The organism is Beijerinckiaceae bacterium (assembly GCA_004564215.1).
GTDB lineage: Bacteria > Pseudomonadota > Alphaproteobacteria > Rhizobiales > Beijerinckiaceae > Methylocapsa.
The window spans coordinates 1685610-1703705 of record CP024846.1 but is presented as its reverse complement, the minus strand read 5'-3'; the positions used below and the strand labels follow the sequence as shown (position 1 = coordinate 1703705).

General features: G+C 60.0%; 17 protein-coding genes. 8 read left to right on the top strand and 9 right to left on the bottom strand.

Going from position 1 to position 18096, the window contains the following annotated elements:
• Positions 1–20: 20 nt before the first annotated feature.
• Genes CU048_08055 through CU048_08045 form a run of 3 tightly spaced genes read right to left on the bottom strand, consistent with a single transcriptional unit; the run spans position 21 to position 2667 of the window.
• Complete coding sequence (locus CU048_08055) at positions 21–809, bottom strand: ABC transporter ATP-binding protein (protein ID QBR71241.1); 789 nt, start codon at positions 807–809, stop codon at positions 21–23.
• 37 nt (positions 810–846) lie between these two features.
• Entirely contained in the window at positions 847–1611 is a 765-nt protein-coding gene (locus CU048_08050; GenBank protein QBR72764.1) for an ABC transporter ATP-binding protein, read from the bottom strand.
• 42 nt (positions 1612–1653) lie between these two features.
• Entirely contained in the window at positions 1654–2667 is a 1014-nt protein-coding gene (locus CU048_08045; GenBank protein QBR71240.1) for a nitrate ABC transporter substrate-binding protein, read from the bottom strand.
• 266 nt (positions 2668–2933) lie between these two features.
• On the opposite strand from CU048_08045, the gene CU048_08040 reads away from it, so the two are divergent.
• The 3 genes from CU048_08040 to CU048_08030 all read left to right on the top strand — a co-directional run bounded on the left by CU048_08040 (position 2934) and on the right by CU048_08030 (position 5145).
• Positions 2934–3470: a chromate transporter gene (locus tag CU048_08040; GenBank protein ID QBR72763.1), complete on the top strand. Its 537-nt coding sequence runs from the start codon at positions 2934–2936 to the stop codon at positions 3468–3470.
• A 2-nt stretch (positions 3471–3472) separates the two neighbouring features.
• Positions 3473–4003 (top strand): chromate transporter, encoded by a 531-nt coding sequence (locus CU048_08035; GenBank protein ID QBR71239.1) that lies wholly within the window; start codon positions 3473–3475, stop codon positions 4001–4003.
• A gap of 335 nt (positions 4004–4338) precedes the next feature.
• Positions 4339–5145: a creatininase gene (locus tag CU048_08030; protein ID QBR72762.1), complete on the top strand. Its 807-nt coding sequence runs from the start codon at positions 4339–4341 to the stop codon at positions 5143–5145.
• 81 nt (positions 5146–5226) lie between these two features.
• On the opposite strand, the gene CU048_08025 is transcribed toward CU048_08030, so the two are convergent.
• Positions 5227–6813 (bottom strand): glucan biosynthesis protein G, encoded by a 1587-nt coding sequence (locus tag CU048_08025; protein ID QBR71238.1) that lies wholly within the window; start codon positions 6811–6813, stop codon positions 5227–5229.
• A gap of 302 nt (positions 6814–7115) precedes the next feature.
• Positions 7116–7457 (bottom strand): hypothetical protein, encoded by a 342-nt coding sequence (locus CU048_08020; protein ID QBR71237.1) that lies wholly within the window; start codon positions 7455–7457, stop codon positions 7116–7118.
• 187 nt (positions 7458–7644) lie between these two features.
• Between CU048_08020 and CU048_08015 the strand changes: the two genes are divergently transcribed.
• The 5 genes from CU048_08015 (at position 7645) to CU048_07995 (ending at position 12261) form a co-directional block, all read left to right on the top strand.
• A complete protein-coding gene (locus CU048_08015) occupies positions 7645–8775 on the top strand; it encodes an ornithine decarboxylase (GenBank protein ID QBR72761.1) in 1131 nt (376 codons plus the stop codon).
• 149 nt (positions 8776–8924) lie between these two features.
• Positions 8925–9530 (top strand): GNAT family N-acetyltransferase, encoded by a 606-nt coding sequence (locus CU048_08010; GenBank protein ID QBR71236.1) that lies wholly within the window; start codon positions 8925–8927, stop codon positions 9528–9530.
• Between the two features lie 155 nt (positions 9531–9685).
• Positions 9686–11116: a homospermidine synthase gene (locus CU048_08005; protein ID QBR71235.1), complete on the top strand. Its 1431-nt coding sequence runs from the start codon at positions 9686–9688 to the stop codon at positions 11114–11116.
• 15 nt (positions 11117–11131) lie between these two features.
• The gene (locus CU048_08000; protein QBR71234.1) at positions 11132–11830 is read left to right on the top strand and encodes a hypothetical protein; all 699 of its coding nucleotides are present in this window, start codon (positions 11132–11134) and stop codon (positions 11828–11830) included.
• Between the two features lie 35 nt (positions 11831–11865).
• Positions 11866–12261 (top strand): hypothetical protein, encoded by a 396-nt coding sequence (locus CU048_07995; protein ID QBR71233.1) that lies wholly within the window; start codon positions 11866–11868, stop codon positions 12259–12261.
• 15 nt (positions 12262–12276) lie between these two features.
• On the opposite strand, the gene CU048_07990 is transcribed toward CU048_07995, so the two are convergent.
• The 4 genes from CU048_07990 to CU048_07975 form a co-directional block, all read right to left on the bottom strand.
• Positions 12277–15780 carry an indolepyruvate ferredoxin oxidoreductase gene (locus tag CU048_07990; protein QBR71232.1) on the bottom strand — a complete coding sequence of 1168 codons (3504 nt, stop codon included), beginning with the start codon at positions 15778–15780 and terminating at the stop codon, positions 12277–12279.
• A gap of 151 nt (positions 15781–15931) precedes the next feature.
• Positions 15932–17059: a pyrroloquinoline quinone biosynthesis protein PqqE gene (locus CU048_07985; GenBank protein ID QBR71231.1), complete on the bottom strand. Its 1128-nt coding sequence runs from the start codon at positions 17057–17059 to the stop codon at positions 15932–15934.
• Entirely contained in the window at positions 17056–17343 is a 288-nt protein-coding gene (gene pqqD, locus CU048_07980) for a pyrroloquinoline quinone biosynthesis peptide chaperone PqqD (GenBank protein QBR71230.1), read from the bottom strand. Before pqqD ends, CU048_07985 begins: the two co-directional genes overlap by 4 nt.
• Positions 17340–18095, bottom strand: coding sequence for a pyrroloquinoline quinone biosynthesis protein C (locus tag CU048_07975; GenBank protein QBR72760.1), 756 nt, complete (start codon positions 18093–18095; stop codon positions 17340–17342). The genes pqqD and CU048_07975 overlap by 4 nt, the downstream gene beginning before the upstream one ends.
• Position 18096: the final 1 nt, after the last annotated feature.

Sequence of the window (18096 nt, the reverse complement as noted above, 5' to 3'; positions counted from 1 at the left end):
ATCGGATAGGGCAAGGCAGTTTACCGCTCGGCACCGGTCGCGCTTTCGTGCCAGCGGCCAAGCAAGACAGCCGAGAGGGCCGCCAACGCCACGAAAATTGCGATTCCCGTCAGCGAGATCAAAGTCAGCGCCGCAAACATCCGCGGGATGTTGAGCCGGTAGCCGGCTTCGGCAATGCGGAAGGCGAGGCCCGCGCCCTGGCCGGCATTGCCCGCCGCGAGTTCCGCGACGATCGCTCCGATCAGCGCCAGGCCGCCACCGATCCGAACGCCCCCGAGAAAATAGGGGAGCGCCGCGGGCAGGCGCAAATAGCGCAGCGTCTGCCATCGCGACGCCCGGTAAAGCGCGAAAAGATCGACGAGATTGCGGTCGGTCGAAGCGAGGCCCAAAGCGGTGTTCGACAGAATCGGAAAAAAGGCGACGAGAAAGGCACAGACAAGCACCGCTTTCGGCGCTTCGAGATAAATCAGCAGCAAGGGAGCGATGGCAATGATGGGCGTGACTTGCAAAACGATTGCAAAGGGCAGGAAGGAACGCTCCACCCATTTCCATTGCGCGAAAAAAACCGCAAGGCCCGCCCCGCCGATGACGGCTAAGGCCAATGCGCTGAAGGTCGTCCCCAAGGTCACGAACAGGGCCGGAACGAGGATCGCCCTGTCGCTCACGAGCGTTTCGAGCACAAGCCAGGGGGAGGGCAAAATATAGGGTGGCACGTGGAGGGCGCGAACATAGGCCTCCCAAGCCGTGAGGACCGCCGCGAAAACCAAGGCCGGGGGACCGTAGCGTATAATCCATTGCCGCGCCGTCATCGGCCAGCCTCATCGACATTGTTCACGGCAAGCGTTTTCACGTCTGTTGATCCTCTTGCATCGCGCTTTGCAATGCGAGCGAAGCCTTCGCGCACATCTGCGCATAGGTCGGACTTGTCCGGAAATTTTTGCCACGCGGCGTGGCGGTGTCGATTCTGATTTCCTCGACGATGCGGCCCGGCCGCGCGGCCATCACCGCGATCCTTGTCGAGAGATAGACGCTCTCATAAACCGAATGAGTCACGAAGACGATGGTGGTGCCGAGTTCGCTCCGCAAATGCAGGAGATCGTCGTTGAGCTTGAAGCGCGTGATCTCGTCAAGCGCCGCGAAGGGTTCATCGAGCAACAGCAAGAGAGGGCGCAGGACGAGCGCGCGCGCAATCGAAACGCGCATGCGCATGCCGCCCGAAAGTTCGCGGGGGAACATTTTTTCGGTGGACGCAAGTCCCACCATTGCCAATGCCTCGGTGACCCTGGGTGCCGCCGCGTGGCGCGATACACCCTCCAAACGCAACGGCAGAAACACATTGTCGAAGACATTGGCCCAGGGCATCAAGGTCGCGTCCTGAAATACGAAGCCGATGCTGGCGCGGTCGAGCGGGAAGCCCCGTTCGAGCGTGCCTGACGAGGCTTTGTCGAGGCCGGCAATGAGACGCAAGATTGTGGATTTGCCGCAGCCGGAGGGGCCGAGCAGGGTCAGAAATTCGCCGGCGCGCACGTCGAGGTTGAGGCCATCGAGCGCCAGCGTTCCGTTCTCATAGAGCTTGGCGATGTCTCGCAAGGAGACCAGCGGGGAGGCCATCGTCATTTCAAGAATGCCTCAGTTGGCTCCCGCGTTACCGCTTCATGGCCTCGGCCGCAAATCCAGGCCGACGCCCTTGTCGATGAAGCGGAGAGTATAGGCGCGAGTGTAATCGAGCGTTGGCTTAAACAGCCCAGCCTGCACCATTTTGTCGAAAAAGCTTTTGATTCGCGAGTCCGCCATAGCGCCGATCCCAAGTTTCAAAGAGTCCCCGGAATCGACAATGCCGCGTTCTTTCAACTGGGCGAGCGAATAGGCAAGCTGATCGTCGCTGATATCGGGATTGTCACGCTTGATGAGGGCATTCGCAGCTTGGGGGTCGCCGTAGATGTAATGATACCAGCCGATGATCGAGGCGTCGACGAAACGCTGGACGAGATCGGGATTGTTCTCGATGAGATCGCGCCTTGTTTCAATCGTCGTCGAATAGGAATCATAGCCGTAATCGGCGGCCAAGAAGACATTTGGTTTGAACTTGCCCTGCCGCTCGATCGCAAAAGGTTCGGAGGTCGCATAGCCTTCTTCGATCGAATGGCCGTCGGCGATGAAAGGCGCCGAATTGAACGTATAGGGTTTGACGTTTTCATCTCTAAAACCATAGGCGAGCTTCAGCCATTGATAGACCGAGACGAAGGCATCCTTGCCGATGAAAGCGGTCGCCTTTGGCAGATCTTCCATGCGGTCGAGGCCGACGCCTGGGTGCGACATCAGAATGAAAGGGTCTTTTTGGAACATCGCGGCCACCGCCACGATCGGAATATTCTGGGCGACCGCGTCAAAGGACTGAATGAGATTGGCGCCGAGGTGGAATTCGATTTTTCCCGCCGCGAGCAAAAGCCGGTTGTTGGCGAGCGGACCGCCTTGCAGGATCGTGACGTCGAGGCCGTATTTGGCGTAAGTGCCGTCGGCCTTGGCCTGATAGAAGCCGCCATGCTCGGCTTCGGCGCGCCAGTTGGTCGCAAAGGTGACTTTGTCGAGGGCGATGGCTGGGACGGCGGCAAGACAGAGCGCCGCGAAGAAGAGGGCGATAAATTGTTTCAAGGTGAATCCTCTCAAATCCTCACCCTGAGGAAGCCCTAGGGGCTGTCTCGAAGGGCGAGGGAGCCCGCGTGCCCGTACTTCGAGACGCCCATCTCATGGGTTCCTCAGGATGAGGGGGAGGCCCTCACGCATAATAGCAACAATCGCGGAAAGGTAGCCGGCAAGTTTAATTTCCGTCCGCGTTATGCCAGAAACAGACACATATTGGGCGGGCACAACAACCTTCCGGCGCGATTACAAACCCCTAAGCGCATGTGACGCAGGGGAATCCAGGAGCCATCATGCCAACTCTGCGGCAAATCGCGGGCGTGTTCGCCCGAAACGCAAATCTGACGCTCGGAGGTGGCAGCGCCACGACAGCGGTACTTTATCGCGAAATCGTCGAGAAACGGCACTGGGTGGATAGTGACAGGTTCACATTGTGTTTTGCGCTTGCGCGCCTGACGCCGGGAACGAATCTTTTAGCCTTCTGTACGGCGGTTGGCTGGGTGTTGCGGCGTCTGCCGGGAGCTGTGGTGGCTTTGTTGGCGGCTTCCATCCCGTGCACGCTGCTGGTCGTGGCGATCACGGTCCTGTTCAGCCGGTGGCAGGAGAATTCCTTGGTGCAAGCAGCTATTCACGGGGCTGTTGCCGCCGCTGTAAGCATCACCGTTAAGACCTGTTGGACGATTGCCAAACCGCATTTCAAAGCTGGCGCGCGCGTCCGCGTCGCGCTCATCGCGGTCGCGGCCTTTACACTTCACGTTTGGCTCGGCCTGCCAGCTATCCAGGTGTTGCTGCTGGCCGCCGCCGCGGGTTTTCTGTTGCCGGAAACCTGAGCATGAATATTTTTTTGCTTTATATCCTCTTGCTCAAGGCCACCATTACAAGTTTTGCCGGTCTTGCATCCTTGCCGGTCGTGCAGGACACCCTCGTCAACCAATACCATGTTCTGACGAACGACCAACTCAACGAAGCCGTCGTCATCACCCGCAGCTCGCCAGGGCCTGTAGGGCTTTACATTGTCAGTGTCGGCTATTTCGCAGCAGGCCTGTCTGGGGCGGTTGCCGGGTGGTTGGCGATGATTACACCCGCGTTGCTGGTCATCCCCCTGGTGCATTACGCGAAGAGAAAAATCGATCATCCGAGAGTCAAGGCGATCTTGCAAGCGGTCGTCATTGCAAGCTCCGGTCTTCTATTTGCCGCCGCAATCCCGCTTGCACAAGACGCATTAACCGATCCAGTCACGATAGGAATCGCCGCCGTCAGTTTGGTTTTGATGCTGATGACAGAACTCGATACTTTTTGGATTATTTTGGCGGCTGCAATGACGTCATCCGCAGCGTCATTGTCAGGGGTTCTTCTGCACTGATCCGAGATGCATGACATTCGAGTTTCATAATGGCACTAACCCGTGTCGTGAGCTTGAAGTAAGTCTCGGGGGCTCCTTGCGGCTGCGCAGTAAGCACCGCTTTTGCGCCCGCGCGGCAAATGTGCGAGCTTTTCCCTCAGAGCCTGTTTCAAAAGCCTCACCCTCATCCTGAGGAGCCCAAGCAGTGGGCGTCTCGAAGGATGCCTTGCGTGGCCTACGAAGCGCCCTCGCCCTTCGAGACAGCCCTTCGGGCTTCCTCAGGGTGAGGGTTTTCGGGATCCGTGTAAGCTTTTTTGCTGGCGCTCAGTCGTGGCCGCGCCATAAGGAATATGTTCATGCTGCCCACAAAATTTTGGGCCGAGATGACCTGGACCGATTTTCAGCCCGCCGATATGGCGAGCACCATCGCGGTTCTGCCGCTGGCGGCGACCGAGCAGCATGGCCCGCATCTGCCGCTGGGCGTCGATAGCTTCATCATGGAAGGCTATATCGCCCAGGTTATCGAGCGGCTGCCGAGCGAGCTTCAGGTTTTGTTTTTGCCCGTGCAAAATTGCGGCTGTTCGATCGAGCACAATGATTTTCCTGGCACGCTCAGCCTCTCAGCGTCGACGGTCCTCGCTGCCTGGACGGAAATCGGCGAATGCGTCCATCGGGCCGGCTGCCGCAAGCTGGTGCTCCTGAATTCGCACGGCGGCAATAGCGCGATCCTCGACATTATCGCGCATGATCTTCGCGCCCGCCTCGGCATGCTGGTCGTGATGGCCTCCTGGCAGCGCTTCGGCGCGCCGGACGGACTTTTTTCCACGCAGGAAACCGCCCATGGAATCCACGCCGGCGAGATCGAGACCTCGCTGATGCTGAATTTTCGGCCTGAACTCGTGCGCATGGATGAGGCCGGCGAGTTCAAGTCGGAGAGCATTGGGATGGAGCGGGAATTCAACTGGCTGCGCTCGGGCCGTCCGACCGGCTTTGGCTGGATGAGCCAGGATTTGTCCGAATCCGGCGCGATGGGCGATGCCGGCGCGGCTTCGGCGCACAAGGGCGAGACCTGCGCCGATTATGGCGCCACGGCCTTCATCGAATTGCTGCAGGACATCGACGGCTTCGATCTGACACGGTTGAAGGGCGGTCCGCGGTCTTAGGCTTTGTAAGGTTTTCGGGACCCATCGTACCAAAAGGTTTCACGTGAAACATTTTGGTACGATGGCCTTAAAGAGAGCTGCCTAATCGGCGCGCCAAGGAAAGGTCCAGGTCTCGGTCAGGGCCCGCGACCCGGTCCGCAGGAAGGCGCGAATATCGGTGGATTGGCCGGGGTCGAGCTGGACATCGATGACGGCGCGAAATCCTTTGGTATGGATGTTGGGAACGATGAAGAACCGCGTGATCTTGCCTTGGCTCACCGAGGGAACCACCTCGACCAATTGCGGATCGTTGGCGAAATAGGAAAGGTCGCCGCCGGTGAAATCGATGATGAAGCGGCGCGAGCCGGGCGCCGGGGGTTCGGCTGAACCGAGCGCGGCGGCGGTCGTTTGATAGGTGTTCAGCGCGCGGCCGTTCGGCGACAGCCGGGCCAGATTGAGACTGGCGATAATTCGGTAGCCGAAGTTGAAAGGCTTGCCGGGCTCGGGCGACTCCTTCGGGACGAAGGAGGAGACGATATTGTCGTTGGTCTCATGCTCGGTCGGAAGTTCGACAAGTTCGACGGCGCCTTCTCCCCAGCTCTCGTTTGGCTCGACCCAGAGACTCGGCCGCATCTCATAAGCAAGATCGAGATCCTGGTAATGGTCGAAGTCGCGATCCCGCTGAAGCAGGCCAAAACCATGAAGGTCGCGGTCGAGAAAGGCGGAGACCTCCGATTTTACCGGGTTGCGCAAAGGACGCCAAATCCATTCGCCGGTTCCCGAATGGATCAACAGCCCATCCGAATCATGCAGCTCGGGTCGAAAGTCCTCGTTGAACCGGTGATCGTCTTCGCCGAGGAAGAACATCGAGGTCAAAGGGGCGAGGCCGAATTTGACCTTCTCTTTGCGGGGGAACAGCGTGGCGGATATTTTGATCGCGGTTTCAACGCCAGGGAAAACTTCGAAGCGATAGGCGCCGGTCGTCGAAGGGCTGTCGAGCAGCGCATAGATCGTGGCCTGGTCGGCGTTGGGCTCCGGCGTCTCGATCCAGAATTCACGAAAGAACGGAAACTCCTCCGCGACGGTGCCGGCCTCCACCGCAAGCGCGCGGGCCGACATTCCATAGCGTTGATCGCGGCCGAGGAAACGAAAATAGCTCGCGCCCAAAAAGGCGATCACCTCGTCGAAGACCTTGGGCGTGTTCAAGGGATAATGCAGCCGAAAGCCGGCAAAGCCGAGATTGACCGGCAGCGGTTTGTCGATCTTGGTGCGGCCGTAATCGAACAGACCGGCGGAGTAGGGAATCGGCGTCGGAATGCCGTCGCGGATGGTATTGATCGTCACGGGGTGGCGGTAAAGATGACCGACATGGAATAATTGCAGCCGGAACTGGCTTCCATTGGCGCCGAGAAAGGCTTTGTCGGGACGAAACCTGATGTCTCGCCAGGCATCGAAATCCAATTTGTTCAATGCATCGGGAAGGACCGGAGAAGCCGTATCGAAGGTTGCCGTCGCGAGATCGCGCGCGCGGCGCACGACATCGTCGAAGCTGAATTTTTGCTGCACCGGAGCCGCCGTCGGCGCCGGCTGCGTCTTTCCGGCTTGGGCGAATACGGGTCCGATGGTCGATGGCAGAGCGCTCGAAACGACGAGGCACTTGACTAGCACGCGGCGGTTGAATTCGGTCATGAGCAATTCAAAAAAGAGGGTCGTGCGCGGGTTGGGTCGGGCGGGAAGGCTTCCGTGAGGGGTTACCCATCTTTTCGGTGAGCGGCAAGCAGGGTTCTTGCCGGGCTTCAAGTCGATAGGCGCAGGCGACATGCCGCGATTTCCATGCCCGAACTAAGGCAAAGCCACACAGCCATTTTATGGCCGATGGATTTCTTGTGGCGTGTGGCGCAGCGGTAACGCTTCCCTCCTGAACACCCTGGGTCCGCAGCCGGTTTTTATGTGCGATTTGACAAACGTGAGGCGGGCGGCCGCGCATTTCTTCAAAAAAGCTCTTGTAATGCGGGCGGAATCACATATTTTCCGTGTTGCCCAATTTCGCACGTGCCTGTGGTCGTGTGTCGGTTGGCGGGGATCCGGACAAGAGGCCGGTTAACCGCCGCAAAAGGACCGGCAGCCGGAGGCGAACCGGCGAACCCCGCCAAACGGGGGACGCGACTTAAAGCAACGACGGACCGGGCTTTTTCGTCTCTGCCAGCCTCCAAAGCTGGCTTACCGAAGAGGCTAGTCTTTCTTGCCGGGCGTGCGGAGAGGGATTCATCCCAATCCAAGCGATGGCCATTCACACTTTGGACGGCGTACTCCGCCTTGTCCAAGGTGAGCATGTCCAACGGCGCAGCATCAGACCGCGCGTGGTCGGCGAGGCATTTGCCTCGGCAACCCGCCAGCGGTCGCGGATGGCGGGTCAACATTGGCGGTGGCGTCTCCAAAGCGCCGGCGTCGATGCATCGCCATTCACCCGAAGCTTGTTCGTTCCGGTGCGAAGACCGCACCCTTCGAAGGGATGCCGCGATGACCGATCGTATTCTGGAGTTTCTCCGCAATCGCCGCGAGGACGGGCCGTGCATGGTGCTCGACCTCGATGTCGTGCGCGACAATTATCTTTCCTTCGCCAAGGCTTTGCCCGACACCCGCGTGTTCTACGCGGTGAAGGCCAATCCAGATCCGCGCGTCCTTGAGCTCTTGGCGCGCCTCGGCTCCTGTTTCGATACCGCTTCGGTTGTCGAGATCGAGCAGGTCCTGGCCGCCGGCGCAACCGCGGAACGGATCAGCTTCGGCAATACGATCAAGAAGGAGCGCGATATTTTGCGCGCCTATGAGCTTGGCGTGCGCCTGTTCGCGGTGGATTGCGAGGCCGAAGTCGAAAAGGTCGCGCGTGCCGCGCCGGGAGCCAAAGTGTTTTGCCGCATTCTCTGCGACGGCAGCGGTGCCGAATGGCCGCTGTCGCGCAAGTTTGGCTGCGCGGCGGAAATGGCGCCGAAAGTTCTCGAACATGCACATCGGCTTGGGCTGGTCGCCTTTGGCCTGTCGTTTCACGTCGGCTCGCAGCAACGCAATCCGCGCATGTGGGATGGCGCCTTGAAGGCCGCCGCGGCGATCTTCCGCGATTTGGCGGAACGCGGCATCGCCTTGCAGATGGTCAATCTCGGCGGCGGGTTTCCGACCAAATATCTGAAGAATGTGCCGGCTGTGAAGACCTACGCGCAAGCGATCTTCCAATCGTTGCGACGCCATTTCGGCAACCATATCCCGGAAACGATTATCGAGCCGGGCCGTGGCATGGTCGGCAATGCCGGAGTCATCGAGGCGGAAGTCATTCTGATCTCGCGCAAGTCGGATGACGACAAGGTGAAGTGGGTCTATCTCGACATCGGTAAATTCAACGGCCTCGCCGAGACGATGGACGAGATGATCCGCTATCCGATCCGGACCGCCTTCGACGGCGAGGCGACGGAGGCTTGCGTCGTGGCGGGGCCCACCTGCGATTCCGTCGACGTGCTCTACGAGAAGGACCCTTATTTTCTTCCCGTGGGCCTCGAAATCGGTTCGAAAGTGCTTATCGAAGGAACGGGCGCCTATACGACGACCTATTCCTCGATCGGATTCAACGGCTTTCCGCCCCTTAAATCCTATGTGATTTGAGCGGCCTCGCCTGATCCTCGCGCGGCGGAACAAAGTTCCTCCGCGACCACCCTTTCATTGTCCCGAACGGCCGGCCAGGGCTCGATTGTCGAGCCCTGGCGTGGTGCGAGGGTCGTCGTGCATCCCGGCAACGGCCGGCGGAGGCTCGGATGACCTTGATCGTGAATCATTTTGAAGTGCAGCGGCCGGCTTTTGTCGGAGGCGTTACCGAACCGGATCTTCTCATTGTCGGCGAATCGTCAGCCGATATCGAGGCCCGGGAAAATTTGCTCGACGAAGCTTTTGGCGCCGCGCGTTTCGACAAGACGGTGGAACGGCTGCGGCGCGGGCGCTTGCCGGCGCCGGGGCTGGCGCTTGTTGCGAAGGATTCCGGCGAACTCGTCGGGACTTTGCGCATGTGGAACATTCACGCTGGCAAGGTTCCGGCGCTTCTGCTCGGTCCGCTTGCCGTTGCCAAGGCCGAACGTTCACGCGGGATCGGCCGCAAGCTCATGGCGGAGGCTTTGTTCCGGGCGTTTTCGGCTGGCCATAGTGCCGTACTCTTGGTGGGCGATGCGCCTTATTACGAACCCTTTGGGTTTGCCGGCCGACATACGCGGGGCCTCATTCTCCCAGGTCCAGTCGATAAAGCGCGGTTTCTCGGCCTCGAACTGCGAAATGGCGCTTTGACCGAGGCGAAAGGGCGCGTCACCGCCTCCGGCGCGCTCGATCTTTCGGCGCATCGCGGAGGGCGCCTCTATCGCCGGGCCGCGTAATCTATTGTCACCCGACAATGCTTTAGATGCCGTTCCAGGCAGCAGCCTGCCCTGCGTTCGTGACTATTGATGTGCCCCCGGCTTGAAGCCTGCGAATGCTTCTTGTACCGCTGGGGCACAGCTCTCATTTCCTCGACAATCCCGGAGTAATATTAATGTCGCAATGGCCCGTGCATGGCACGATTACAGGTCCGATTGTCATGATCGGCTTTGGCTCGATCGGGCGTGGCGTGCTGCCGCTGATTGAACGTCACTTCAAATTCGACAAATCGCGGTTCACGGTCATCGACCCCGAAGATAAGGATCGCCATCTGTTGGACGAGCGCGGGATTGCGTTCATCAAAAAGGCGGTCACGCGGGATGATTTCGTCGCGCTCCTCAAGCCGCTTCTCACTCAAGGAAGCGGGCAAGCCTTTGTCGTCAATCTGTCGGTCGATGTTTCGTCTGCCGCGATTATGCGGCTCTGTCATGAGGTTGGCGCGCTTTATGTCGACACGGTCGCCGAGCCCTGGCTTGGATTTTACACCGACACGCGTCTGACCGTGTCGGAGAGATCGAACTATGCCTTGCGCGAGGGCATTCTCGATCTGCGGCGGGCTTTGGGCAAAGGACCGACCGCGATCTCCTGTTGCGGCGCCAATCCGGGGATGGTCTCCTGGTTCGTCAAACAAGCCTTGCTCAATGTCGCGGCCGACTGCGGCATCGACGTCGGCGATCCTTCGACCCGCGAGGACTGGGCGCGTCTTGCGCAGAAAGTTGGCATCAAGGGCATTCACATCGCCGAACGCGACACCCAGCGGGCGACGACGCCGAAGCCGCGCGGCGTCTTCGTCAACACCTGGTCCGTCGAGGGCTTTATTTCGGAAGGCTTGCAGCCGGCCGAGCTCGGCTGGGGCACCCATGAAAAACATATGCCGCCCGAAGGCAAGCGCCATGCCTTCGGACCCGATTGCGCGATCTATTTGATGCGTCCGGGCGCCGGCACGCGGGTGCGTTCATGGACGCCGACGGCCAAGGCGCAGCACGGCTGGCTCATCACCCATAATGAGGCGATTTCGATCGCCGATTTCCTGACCCTGCGCGAGGGAGAAAAGGTCGTCTATCGGCCGACCTGCCACTATGCCTACCGTCCGGCCGATGATGCCGTACTCTCGCTCGATGAGATGGCCGGAGCCCAATGGCAGGTGCAGAAAGAGTCGCATATCTTGGATGAGAACGAGATTGTCGATGGGATCGACGAACTCGGCGTATTGCTCTATGGCCATGCCAAAAATGCCTATTGGTACGGTTCGCAGCTTTCCGTCGAGGAAACGCGGCGGATCGCACCCTATCAGAACGCAACCGGACTTCAGGTGACCTCAGCCGTGCTCGCGGGGATGGTTTGGGCCTTGGAGAATCCGGAGGCGGGGATTGTTGAAGCGGATGAGCTCGATTTTCGCCGCTGCCTCGAAGTGCAGCTTCCCTATCTTGGTCCCGTGACGGGCGTCTACACGGATTGGACTCCGCTCGAAGGCCGCGCTGTTCTGTTTCCCGAGGATATCGACACCGAAGATCCCTGGCAGTTCAAGAATGTGATCGTGCGGTGAGGAAGGGACCAAACAATGCCGTTCGCATTCTGGCCGACTTCTCCCATGGTCTCGCAATCCTGGCAAGACTTCCTCGACTTTGCCTCGACGAAGGCTGACGGCACCTGGCTGTTTCGGGGGCATGGCGATGCCAGCTGGCCGCTTGTTCCGGCAATCGGGCGAGAGGCTTCTGCGTCCGCCTATCGCCTCACTGACGAAAAAATCCTTTTTGAAGATTTCGTTCTTGAGGCGAAGCGCTACTTCGATGCCGCAGATTTCACCGACCTTGAATGGCTTGCGATCGCGCAGCATCATGGGCTTCCGACGCGCTTGCTCGATTGGTCGACCAATCCGCTCGTCGCCGCATGGTTTGCGACGGAGGATGACGCAACTTCGGCCGATGCGGAAATCCTTGCCATTCGCGTGCCTTTCGTGCGGCGCTTGAGAAGCGCGCAGGTCTTCGGTGCGCCAACAGGCTCGCCGGTGATCGTCGAAGTACCGCCCCGCGTCGCGCGGATCACCGCGCAGCAAGGCTGCTTCTCCTTGCACGCGGATCCGCAATTGCCGTGGGTTCCCTCGGCGCAATCCCACGCGCTTGCAAGTTTCTCGGTGCCGGGTTCGGAAAAAGCCGATTTTCGCCGCCTGCTGCATGTCTTCGGGTATGATACGCAAAGGATCTATGTGGACGTGGATGGCCTGACTAAGACGCTGGCGTGGCGCTACCGGCAAAGATGAGGACACCCGTGAGTGTAGACCACAAGGAGGCTGTCATGTCGGATCGATTGGTTGGGGCTGTCACCGGCTTTGCGGTCGAGAATGACGCGCAATGGCTTGCCCTTTCGCAAAGAGTGCCGGGCGTGTCCTATTTTGCGACCGACCTCGATCCACGCTCTTTCGAAAAAAGCGAAACCGACGGCATTTGGCTTGGGCGGGCCGAATTGCTTCTCAGTGCCCCCGCCGACATCCGCGTGGGTCAAGCGCAACATGTGTCATTTACGATGCCGGTCAGGGTCGAATTATTCGAGAGCGGCGGGGAATTCTCGGTCAAGGCGTTTGATTTTTATTCCGCCGAGGAGAGCGAGGCTCCTCCGGCCCAATTTGATCCCGACGAAGGTCCGCCAAAGCGCATTGGCTGGGGACCTTTCGAGGGCCTCATTAACGAGTAATCGGGAACGCTTTCCCTATTCCGCTGCGAGTTTCATCGGCGCCGGGCCGGTACGAAAGAGCTCCAAAAGCTTCTGCTCCTCGGCCTTGGCCGCCTTCAAATGGTGCATCTTGACATGGCCGAAGCCGCGGATTTTTTCGGGGATGGACGCCAGCGCAACGGCGACCTCGCAATTGTCCGGCGCGAGATTTTTCAAAATCTCTTCGATCATCGTTTCATAATCGGCGATGAGCTTGCGCTCGGTCCGGCGTTCCTGCGAATAGCCGAACACGTCGAACATCGTTGCCCGCAGCGGTTTCAAGGCGGCGAGGCCGCGGAACACCGGCATGATCCAGGGGCCTAACGTGGATTTGATCGGCTCGCCCTTGGCGTTTTTGCGGCCAAGAATGGGGGGCGCGAGATGAAATTCGAAATGCGGCTCGCCTTCGAATGACGCCGCGATCTGTTTTGCAAACGATCCGTCGCTGTAAAGCCGCGCGACTTCATATTCATCCTTGATCGCCAGCAGTTTGAAATAATAGCGCGCGACCGCCTCGGTGAGGGTCTCCCGTCCGGGTGTTTTAACACGCTCGGCACCCCGCACCGTCTTCACCAAAGCGAGATAACGTTCGGCATAGGCCTTATTCTGATAGGCGGTCAGGAAGCCGACGCGCCGTTCGATCAGCTCATCAAGCGTTTGCGATTGCCGTTGCACCGCTGTGCTCCGGCGCAGAGGCGCGGCAATGGCTTCCACGGCGGCGGAATTGGCGGCTTCCCGACGGCCCCATAAAAATGCCGCTTGGTTCATTTCGACGGATTGGCCATTGAGTGCGATCGCATGCAGGATCGACTCTTCCTCCAGCGGCACGAGGCCTTTCTGCCAGGCAAAGCCGAGCATGAACATGTTGGCCGCGATCGAATTTCCGAGCAGTGCCGCGGCGACTCCGGTAGCATCGATAAAGTTGACGCCTTCCCCCGCGACCTGGCGGATCGCCCGTTTGATGCGCTCCGAGGGAATGGAAAAATCGGGATTGTGAGTGAAGTCTCCGGGGAAAATTTCCGCCGTGTTCACGACAACCCCGGTTTCATCCTTGCGCATGGCGGCGAGCACCTTCTTGGTGCCCGAGACGACAAGATCGCAGCCGAGGACGAGGTCGGCTTCGCCGGCCGCGACCCGGATTGCATGAACATCTTCAGGCTTTGCCGCGATCTTCACATGGCTGTAGACGGCGCCGCCCTTCTGCGCCAGCCCGGCCATATCGATCGAGCCGCAGCCTTTGCCCTCGAGATGCGCGGCCATGCCGAGAATGGCGCCGATCGTCACAACGCCGGTGCCGCCGACGCCGGTGACCAATATCCCATAGGGCTTGGCGCCGATCTCGCGGATCTGGGGTCGGGGCAAATCGGGAAAATCGCCGACTTCCTTCAGACGCGCCTTTCTTGGCTTGGCGCCGCGAACCGTCACGAGCGCCGGGCAAAAACCGTCGAGGCAGGAAAAATCCTTGTTGCAGCTCGACTGGTCGATCATCCGCTTTCGGCCGAACTCGGTCTCAAGCGGCTGCACCGACACGCAATTGGATTTGACGCTGCAATCGCCGCAGCCTTCGCAGACGAGTTCGTTGATGATCACCCGGCGGTCGGGATCTTCCAGTTCGCCCTTTTTCCGGCGGCGGCGTTTTTCGGCCGCGCAGGTCTGATCGTAAATCAAGACGCTCACGCCTGGGACCGCCGCAAGCTCACGCTGAACACGATCGAGGTCGTGACGTTCGTGGATGGTGAGCCCCTGCGGCCACTGCGTCGCGGATGAATATTTCTTCGGCTGGTCGGTGACGACCGCGATCCGCGTCACATTCTCAGCGGCGACCTGCCGCGCGATCATGTCCACCGTGAGACCGCCTTCGAGCGGTTGGCCGCCCGTCATCGCCACGGCGTCGTTGAAGAGGATTTTGTAGGTAATGTTAACGCCGGCCGCGACCGCGAAGCGCAAGGCGAGGATGCCGGAATGGTCGTAGGTTCCATCGCCGAGGTTTTGAAAGACATGCAGACGTTTCGAGAAGGGCGCCTCCCCGACCCAGTTGGCGCCTTCGCCGCCCATCTGGGTAAAGCCCTCGGTGGAACGGTCCATCCATTGCACCATGTAATGGCAACCGATTCCGGCGTAGGCGCGCATTCCCTCGGGCACTTGCGTCGATGTGTTATGCGGGCAGCCCGAGCAGAAATAGGGGGTGCGAATGCCCAAATCCTCGGCGGCGGCGAGGGCCGCCTGCGCCCGTTCGAGCTTCTCGACCCGCTGCACAAGATCGTCGCTGCGCGCAAAGCGCAGGATACGCCGGCCAATCGCAATCGCGATATCATTGGCATCGAGCGCGCCCGTGACGGGGAACAGCCAAGCGCCTTGCTCGTCCTTCTTGCCGATGCAAATCGGTTGGTTGGGCGAACCGTAAAGCTCTTCGCGCAGCTGGACTTCAATCAGAGAGCGCTTTTCCTCGACGACGATGATCAGTTCGAGACCGCGTGCAAATTCGCGAAGTCCGGACGGTTCGATCGGCCAAGTGCAGGCGATTTTCATGAGCCGCAGGCCGAGCCTGTTGGCGGCGATCTCGTCGATGCCGAGATCGTCCATCGCCTGACGCACATCGAGATAGGATTTACCAGCGGTGATGACGCCAATCTTGGCGTTGGGGCCACCAGAAGTAATGATCTTGTTCAAGCGATTGGCGCGCAGCCAGGCCAGGATCGCGTCCCGCTTATAATTTTGCAGGCGCTTTTCCTGTTCGAGGACATTATCGCGCGCGCGGATGTTGAGGCCGCCGGGCGGCATGCCGAAACCCGTTGGAACGACCGGGGTCACCCGATCGAGGGAGACGTCGATCGAGCCGGTCGATTCGACCGTATCCTTCAGGCATTTGAGGCCGACCCAGGTGCCGGTGAAACGGCTCATTGCCAGCCCGTAAAGACCGTAATCGACAATCTCCTGCACCCCAGCGGGGGAGAGGATCGGCATCATCACATCGACAAAGGTGAACTCGGACTGATGCGCGGTGGTCGAGGATTCGGCGGTATGATCGTCGCCCATCAGGGCAAGCACGCCGCCGTATTTCGAGGTCCCCGCCAGATTGGCGTGGCGCAAGACATCGCCGCTGCGGTCGACCCCAGGGCCCTTGCCGTACCAGAGCGAGAAAATGCCGTCGAACTTACCTTCGCCGCGCATTTCCGCCTGCTGGGTTCCCCAAATGGCGGTCGCGGCTAAGTCTTCGTTGAGGCCTGGCTGAAACAAAATGTTACTGGCTTCCAGCGCGTGCTTGGCGCGCTGGAAATTGATATCGAGTCCGCCAAGGGGGGAGCCGCGGTAGCCGGAAATGAAGCCTGCGGTCGAAAGCCCGGCGCGCCGGTCCAGCTCCCTTTGCATAAGGAGGAGCCGGATGATCGCCTGCGGACCCGAGACAAAGATCCGCCGCTTGGTCAGATCATATTTATCGTCGAGAGAGGTGGATTCGAGGTCCTGGGGGAGGTCGATCGGACCTTTGAGCGCGCCCGCCATCGCTTTTCGTCTCCTGCCAAGCGCTTGAGCCCGGCTATGCAGACCACCGCCGCCTCTCAGGATATAAGCGGGAAAGCCTCGTTTTCCAATATGCGACCGGCTTTTCCACCGGAGTTCAGCCGCCTTCGGCTCAATTACACGAACAAATGAACTATTCCGCCGGTTCGTGCAGTCTCATCCCGCGGTAATTATAGGTCGGCTCGCTGCTCAAGTCTTCGTTTTCAGCCGCAAGCGCTGCAATTTCAGCCACCTTATCATGATGCGGTGAGAGATAACAGACAGGGTCGGCTTCCCGGGCGTCGCCAGTGAGCGCCAGCGCCTGACAGCGGCAACCGCCATAATCGACTGTCTTGCGGTCGCACGAGCGGCACGGCTCGCGCATCCACTCGGTGCCCCGGAAGGCCGTGAATGCCGGCGAATGGGTCCAGATATCTTCGATCGAATGGTCGCGGACGTTCCAGAAAACCAGATTTGGAATGGTTTCCGCCGCATGGCAGGGGAGGGCCTTGCCCGACGGCGTGATGTTCAGCCCCTTTTTGGCCCAGCCCCCCATGCAGGCCTTGGGGACGCGGGCGTGATAATCCGGGACGACGTGGTCGATCACGATGACGCCCGCATAGGTTTTGCGCAGGGCCTCGACCTCGGCAATCGCGGCTTCGGCCTGGGCCCGCGAAGGCATCAGAGCGGCACGATTGAGCATTCCCCAGCCGTAATATTGCGTATGGGCGATTTCGACCCGCCGCGCGCCGAGCTCAACGGCAAGCTCGACCATTTTGCCGGCGCGCGCGACATTGGCGCGGTGAATGACGGCGTTCACGGTCAGGGGCAGGCCGATCCGCGTGACCCAGCCGGCAACGGCTTGCTTGCGCGCGAAGCCACCCTGGTAGCCGGCGATTCTGTCGGCGGATTGAGGTTCGGAATCCTGGATCGAAAGCTGTACATGGTCGAGGCCCGCCGCCGCGAGTTCGTCGATGCGCTCTTGCGTAAGGCCGATTCCCGAGGTGATCAGATTGGTGTAGAGGCCGACCTTTGCGCAATGGGCGACGATCTCGACCAGATCGCGCCGTGCAGCGGGTTCGCCGCCGGAAAGATGGGCATGGAGAACGCCCAAGGCCGCAGCTTGCGAAAAGACCTGCTTCCATTGTGCGGTGTCCAGCTCGTCCGCGCGCGGCTCAAGGGCAAGCGGATTGGAGCAATAAGGACAGCCCAGCGGACAGCGATGCGTCAACTCGGCGAGAAGCCCGGCGGGAGGAGCAAGTTTGTCGGATACGGCGGTCATAGGTCCACCATTCTCTTGGCCGCGAGTTCGCCCAGCAGGGCCCGCACATCGGTTTCGACCCGCCCGCGTTCGGCAGAAAACTGCGCGACCAGATCGTCTACGATTGCATCAAAACCGGCATTTCCATCGCAGCGCTTGAGAATCTCCACCGCGATGGAATCTAGCTTGATCACACGCTCGGGCGCCAGCAGCAGCCATTCGCCCCGCGTTTCATCATACTTCAACCTGACGCCGCGCGGTAAACGCGGTTTTGAATCGGAACCGATCGGCGCCTGGGCCGTCATGCCGCCCGACCACGGGCCGCTTTGGGAACGGGCTTCCAGCTTCCCGGCGGGATCGCGCCATCCACATAAGCGCTCCAGAGCGCATCGAGTTGCGCCCACAGGACCGAGCATTTGAATTCAAGGGCGGCGAGGACCGTGTCCTGCTCGGCCCGAGTCGCCGCATGTGTCTTGACGAAGTCGAGAGCAAAGTCGCTGTCGCGCTTGGCTTGCGTCGGGCGCTTCGAGAAATAGGCCAAGGTATCCTTGGTGACGAAATCATAATGGGCGAGCATGCCCGCCATCCGCTCGGAGATAATGGTCGGCGAAAACAACTCCGTCAGCGATGATGCGACGGCCTCGAGAAGAGTCTTGGTTCGGCAGAACTCGGTATAGGCTTCGACCGCAAACCGCGTCGCGGGCAAAATGCCCTCCGTCGAAATCACAAAGTCGCGGGAAAATCCCAGGCTGTCGGTCAGCTTCAGCCAGCGCTCGATCCCGCCGTCGTCTTCCTGCCGGCCGTCATGATCCTCGATGCGTTTGCGCCATTCCCGCCGGTCCTCGACATTCGGCATCCGGGTCAGGATCGTTGCGTCCTTGATCGGGATCATCGCCTGATAATAATATCGATTGAGTGCCCAGGCCTGCACTTCCTCATAGGTGCATTGGCCGCTGTGCAGGCGGCGATGAAAGCGATGCAAACTATGATAGCGCTCGGCGCCGATCTGGCGCAGACGGGCTTCGAGTTCATCTTTGGTGAGAAGCGGCGCGACAATG